Below are 6,770 nucleotides of genomic sequence, written 5' to 3'. Positions count from 1 at the left end.
TCCTTTTTATCGGGCATCAGTTTGGAACCACGGGCATCCAAAGCACCTTTGACCAATACCAAGGTCGTGGTGTGGAGAGCCAGGGCGATCGCATGGTGAACCAAGAAGTCGCCAGGTCCAATGGTTAAAAACAAGGAGTTGGTGCCAGCATTAATCGCATCTAACCAACCTGGTAACCAGACGTTAGCGTAGTTAGGCCATGCTGTGGATGCAATGCTATCTGGATTAGATAACAGAACGTTCATGCCATACAGGACTTTACCATTAGCGGCTTGAACGAACTGAGCAAACACAGGCTCAATCAGGATTTGCTTTTCCGGTGTGCCGAAAGCTACCACTACGTCATTGTGGACGTACAAACCTAAGGTGTGGAAGCCCAAGAACAGCGATACCCAGCTTAAGTGGGAAATAATTGCTTCTTTATGCTTCAGCACGCGGTCTAGTACGTTGCCCTTGTTTTGTTCTGGATCGTAATCACGTACCCAGAAGATTGCTCCATGAGCGAAAGCACCGAGCATCAAGAAGATAGCAATGTACTGGTGATGGGTGTACAAAGCTGCTTGGGTTGTGTAGTCCTTCGCAATGAATGCGTAAGCTGGCATCGAGTACATGTGCTGAGCCACCAAGGAGGTGATTACGCCCAAAGCGGCTAGGTGCCAACCCAATTGGAAGTGTAGGGAGTTGTTGTAGGTATCGTAGATACCTTGGTGAGGCAGGTTGAATGGACCTTCCACTGGAATGCCGAAGAATGTCTTGGCATTCATCATCTCCTTGATGCTGTGACCGATACCAAAGTTGGTTCGGTACATATGACCGGCGATGATGAACAGTACTGCGATCGCCAAGTGGTGGTGAGCCATATCCGTCAACCACAGCGACTCTGTTTGAGGATGGAAACCACCCAAAAACGTCAGAATTGCAGTTCCTGAACCTTGGGAAGTACCAAACACATGGTTTGCTGTGTCAGGATTTGCAGCGTAAACACCCCAATTCCCGGTAAAGAATGGTGTCAATCCTGCTGGGTGAGGCAGTGTGCTCAGGAAGTTATCCCAACCCACGTGCTGTCCGCGAGATTCAGGAATTGCTACGTGAATTAAGTGACCTGCCCAAGCCAAAGAACTCACACCAAACAGACCTGCTAGGTGGTGGTTCAGACGTGGTTCTGCACTTTTAAACCAAGCCAAGCTTGGACGGTACTTAGGTTGCAAGTGCAACCAACCAGCGAACAGGAATAATGATGCCAACAGCAGCAGGAACACTGAACCTACATACAGGTCATTGTTCGTCCGCAGACCAATGGTGTACCACCAGTGGTAGATCCCAGAGTAGGTGATGTTGACTGGATAGCTCGCCCCTCCTTGGGTAAATGCTTCGATTGCTGGTTTCCCAAAGTGAGGGTCCCAGATTGCATGAGCTATCGGACGGATATGAAGAGGATCTGTGATCCACGTCTCAAAGTTACCTTGCCAGGCTACATGAAACAGCAGGCTCGATGCCCACAGGAAGATGATTGCCACATGACCGAAGTGCGTCGCGAAAATCTTTTGGTAAAGATTTTCTTCTGTCATGCCATCGTGGCTTTCAAAATCATTTCCCGTTGCGATCGCATACCAGATCCGACGCGTCGTCGGATCTTGTGCTAGATCCTGGCTAAATTTTGGAAATTTTGTTGCCATAGGTTTTGATAAGTCCTCTGACCTTCAGCCATCAGGTTCTTAGATTTTGAGTTGGTGAGTTCTAAGTCCTGAGTTTTTATTTCAGAACTCAAAACTCAAAACTCATCACTCGTAAGAGCTGATTTTTAGCCCAGTGAAATGATTCGTGCGTGGAAGAATGCCCAGGTGGTAGCGATTCCTCCTAAGAGGTAGTGAGCCACACCAACAGCCCGACCTTGAATGATGCTAAGAGCGCGGGGTTGAATTGCTGGTGCTACTTTCAGTTTATTATGTGCCCAAACAATTGACTCAATCAGTTCTTGCCAGTAGCCACGACCGCTGAACAGGAACATTAAGCTGAATGCCCAGACAAAGTGAGCGCCCAAGAAGAGCAACCCATAAGCTGACAGCGCACTGCCGTAAGAGTTTATCACTTGTGTTGCTTGTGCCCACAAGAAGTCACGCAACCAGCCGTTGATTGTGAGAGCACTTTCGGCAAAGTTACCACCAGTGATATGAGACACAGTACCATCTGCGTCCACAGTTCCCCAGACATCCGATTGCATTTTCCAGCTGAAGTGGAAAATCACAATGGAGATGGAGTTATACATCCAGAACAAACCAAGGAATACGTGGTCCCAACCAGATACCTGACAGGTACCGCCACGACCAGGACCATCGCAGGGGAACCGGAATCCCAAGTTCATCTTGTCTGGAATCAGACGAGAACTGCGGGCAAACAGGAAACCCTTGACCAGAATCAGAACGGTGACGTGAATCGTGAAGGCGTGAATATGGTGAACCAAGAAGTCCGCCGTACCGAGTGCAATAGGCATCATTGCCACTTTGCCGCCTACAGCCAGAACACCGCCGCCAAAGGCGTAGCTCACAGGTTCTAGTGCATTGGGTGCTGTTGTACCTGGTGCTACAGTGTGCAGGTTTTGTACCCACTGAGCAAACACTGGCTGCAACTGAATTGCGGTATCAGAGAACATATCTTGGGGACGACCCAAGGCACGCATGGTGTCATTGTGGATATACAGTCCGAAGCTGTGGAAGCCCAGGAACATAGATACCCAGTTCAAATGAGAGACAATTGCATCTCTGTGACGAATGACCCGATCCAGCACGTTATTTTGGTTAATTACTGGATCGTAATCCCGCACCATGAAGATTGTTGCGTGAGCCGCTCCACCAACAATCAGAAAGCCACCAATCCACATATGGTGAGTGAAGATGCAGAGTTGGGTAGCGTAATCTGTTGCCAAGTACGGATACGGAGGCATCGCGTACATGTGGTGGGCGATGATGATCGTCAGCGAACCTAAGAAGGCAAGGTTAGTTCCTAACTGAGCATGCCAGGACGTGGTCATGTTTTCATAGAGACCTTTGTGACCTTCACCAGTGAAGGGACCTTTGTGGTTTTCCAGGATCTCTTTGATGCTGTGACCGATACCCCAATTGGTACGGTACATATGACCAGCGACGATGAACAGTACCGCGATCGCCAAGTGGTGATGAGCAATGTCTGTCATCCATAAGCCGCCTGTGACTGGGTTCAGACCACCCTTGAAGGTGAGGAAGTCTGAATAAACACCCCAGTTCAAGGTGAAGAAAGGTGCTATACCGTTGGCAAAGCTAGGATACAGCTCTGTCAACAAGTCTTTGTTCAAAATGAACTCGTGGGGCAACGGTATATCTTTTACAGCCACTCCCGCATCCAACAGCTTATTGGTAGGCGCGGATACGTGGATGATGTGACCTGCCCAGCCCAATGAACCACAACCAAGCAGTACTTGCAAATGGTGATTCAGCATGGACTCCACATTTTGGAACCATTCCAACTTGGGAGCGCGCTTATGGTAGTGGAACCAGCCGGCAAACAAGAATAAGCCTGCTAATACCAGACCACCAATGGCAGTGCAGTACAGTTGGAACGAGTTGGTAATACCCCAACCACGCCATATTTGGAAGAAGCCGGAGGTGATTTGAATACCGTGGAAACCGCCGCCGACATCTCCATTCAAAATCCCTTGACCAACGATTGGCCAAACAACTTGAGCACTTGGCTTGATATTGAGGGGATCGCTCAGCCAAGCTTCGTAGTTGGAAAAACGAGCGCCATGGAATATCATCCCGCTGAGCCAAATCGTCACTACGGCTAAGTGACCGAAGTGTGCTGCAAATATTTTGCGGGATATGTCTTCTAAATCGCTTGTATGTGTATCAAAATCATGGGCGAGCGCGTGCAGGTTCCAAATCCATGTTGTGGTTTTGGGACCTCTGGCTAAGCTTTTGTCAAAATGTCCTGGTTTTGCCCACAGTTCAAATGTGGTTGGAACCGGATCGTTATCGACTATCACTCTTGCCTTTTTCTCCTCTCGCTCTGGAGGACTTATCGTCATTCGACCTCCTCTCTTTAAAAGGATTGAGGAATCATTGAATACCACATAGTATCTTCATGGCTTTTGTTAACCTTGATCGCGTCCTCCAGAAACAGATGACTGGAGCAGCGGCGAAGACCTTGTTGTGGAGATTGGTTTCTGTTGAATTATAAAGGCTTATCTCGTACACAGTTAGAGAGATTTTAACAATAATTCAAAATCCTGAAATTTCTTGCCTCATCTACCTTTTACATGAAAACTACTGGGCAAAAAGTCAATACTTTCTGCATTTATTTTACAAATGGTAACAATTCGTAAATCTTGTCTTTCATATCACAAAAAGCTATTTTGACCAGGATTTGCTGGTGATATTTAATATCACTTAATATTTTGTCTACAGCCAATTTTCTGACTAAAGATAGTTGAATTCTCATCTAAAAAAATTACGTAGTCATGTAAAAAAAATGACAAAAAAAGAACAGCCTACGCCCCGCCATGCACTCCAGAACACAGTTGTCACCAACTCAGCAATTTTTTATGAGCATAGTCAGCCAAACTCTGTACAACTGGGTTGCACAGTAACAAGGTCACAAGCCGCTAATTTAGACCCCGTCCTTAATATGGAGACAAGAAAAATTCTTTGTTTATGAAATAAGCGCGGATTTCGTGGGGATATTCTGTGTTCTTATTAAATTCATTGCCAGAGAGATAATTCAGTCAACGAAGAATTCTCCTTTTGAGCTATAGTGTCCAGTAGACAGTTTGAGCCAAAATGATTGAGTCAGTTGTAGTAGGAGTATCACTGGGTGAAAAGCATGAACTTGTGGCAGAAGACCGCAACTGCTATCCTCAGATCACTGATAGCGTCACTGCTGGTATTAAGTTTGACCAGTTGTGGAGATAAAGCTGTCAGCCAAGAACCGTTTAGCCAAGAACCGTATGGCAGTTTGCACTCAAAAGCTCAACTTTCAAAGCAAATCTCAGAAGTTTCACCTCCAGCAACAATCCAAGAACTGCGCGACTCCTTGGAAATTTATCAGCCACAAGTCACAATAGTGACTCCGAAACAAGATGAAATCCTGCAAGAAAATACAGTGAGTGTTCGCTTTGAGGTTAAAGACTTACCCATCTACCAAGATCCAGAACTGCAGCTTGGTCCTCATTTAAACGTTATTCTCGACAACGAACCTTACATAGCCTTATATAACAACCTGAATAATCCTCTGGTTTTGCCAGACTTGTCCCCCGGTACCCATACCTTACGTGTTTTTGCTTCTCGTCCTTGGGATGAAAGCTTTAAAAATGAAGGTGCTTACGCCCAGACAACATTTCACATCGTCACCAAAACTGACGACAACAACCCTGATCCAGCACAACCACTGTTAACATACAGTCGTCCCCAAGGTAGCTACGGTGCAGAACCAATTCTACTGGACTTTTACCTAACTAACGCCCCACTGCATCTGGTTGCCGAAGAAAACCCTGATGACGACATAGCAGATTGGCGTATTCGCTGCACAATTAATGATGAAAGCTTTGTTTTAGACCGTTGGCAAGCTATTTACCTTAAAGGCTTTAAGCCAGGTAAAAATTGGGTAAAACTTGAGTTTCTTGATGAACAGGGAAACCCTGTGAAAAATGTCTTCAACAGCACAGTGAGACTGATTACCTATGAACCCAATGGAAAAGACACTTTATCTAAGATAATCAGAGGAGAACTCTCAGCAGAAGAAGTTCGCAGTATTGTAGACCCAAATTACACTCGCTTAATTCCAACTGTTGAACCGACACCCACTCCAACTTCAACCCCCAGCGTTGAACAAACACCTCAAACACAACCCGAGAAAGAAACGCAGCCCCTTGGTGAACCTACACCCATTCCAACTTCAACCCCCAGCGTTGAACAAACACCTCAAACACAGCTACCAGAATCTCAGTCTAAATCCCAAACACAGCCAGAAAAACCAAAATCAGCAGCAGATAGCTTTTTCAATCAGCAAAAGCCTCAGGTAGATAAAATACCAACTCCACAAGTACCAGTTGAGACAACTCCTGGCTTACCTCCTACCTTACCAGAGGTGATTGAGACTCCCCAAAGCGAAAGCACAACACAACCACAGCCAGAAGTGACACCAACTCCAGAAGCAACAGTTGAACCATCTCCTGGTTTACCTGGCACTCTACCAGAAATCATTGAGTCCCCTGCACCAGAAACAATTGTGCCGCAATCACAAACCACAGCAGAACCAAAATCAGAAGCAACAGCAATAGTTTACCTGAACCGAAAAAAGAGGTTGACTTAGTATCAAAATAATTTGCTAAACTTGCCCATAGTTCACTGCTATGGGCAAGTTTATGTGGAAAGTTGCAGAATTTGGAGAACTTGTTGGAGTTTCCTGTTCCACTTTACGGCGCTGGGAGAGGGAAAAGAAGTTAATTCCAGAACGGACATTAGGGAACCAACGCATTTATACCGAAGAGCACCTTGGTATCGCTCGAAATTTGAAAGGTGGCAAAGTACCAAGTCGAGTTATAAAGGGTAGGTTGAAAACCCTTCGGCTTTAGCCAAGGGATGAAAACCACGACGTAGGCTTTAGCCTACCATGATACTAATCACTACTATATTATGTAGAATGAGTTAACATAAAAACGTAGTTGGTTACGCATTGTCCCCTAGAACTGAACTTCCCCCGGTGCAAATGTACTAAATAGTCTGAAAAAGCTTGTATAG

The 6,770-nt window shown here is 46.0% G+C and carries 4 protein-coding genes; 2 read left to right on the top strand and 2 right to left on the bottom strand.

What is annotated here, in order from left to right:
* Window positions 1–1,676 (bottom strand): photosystem I core protein PsaB (gene psaB, locus DP117_RS32985; protein WP_169222382.1); only part of this gene is annotated, 1,676 nt, incomplete at its 3' end.
* 125 nt (window positions 1,677–1,801) lie between these two features.
* Window positions 1,802–4,060: a photosystem I core protein PsaA gene (gene psaA, locus DP117_RS32980; protein WP_169222381.1), complete on the bottom strand. Its 2,259-nt coding sequence runs from the start codon at window positions 4,058–4,060 to the stop codon at window positions 1,802–1,804.
* A gap of 794 nt (window positions 4,061–4,854) precedes the next feature.
* On the opposite strand from psaA, the gene DP117_RS32975 reads away from it, so the two are divergent.
* A complete protein-coding gene (locus DP117_RS32975) occupies window positions 4,855–6,342 on the top strand; it encodes a hypothetical protein (protein ID WP_248277950.1) in 1,488 nt (495 codons plus the stop codon).
* 40 nt (window positions 6,343–6,382) lie between these two features.
* Window positions 6,383–6,604: a MerR family DNA-binding transcriptional regulator gene (locus DP117_RS32970; protein WP_339381134.1), complete on the top strand. Its 222-nt coding sequence runs from the start codon at window positions 6,383–6,385 to the stop codon at window positions 6,602–6,604.
* The last annotated feature ends 166 nt before the right edge of the window (window positions 6,605–6,770 follow it).

The organism is Brasilonema sp. UFV-L1 (genome assembly GCF_012912105.1).
Taxonomy (GTDB): domain Bacteria; phylum Cyanobacteriota; class Cyanobacteriia; order Cyanobacteriales; family Nostocaceae; genus Brasilonema.
This window is presented reverse-complemented; position numbering and strand designations above follow the sequence as displayed.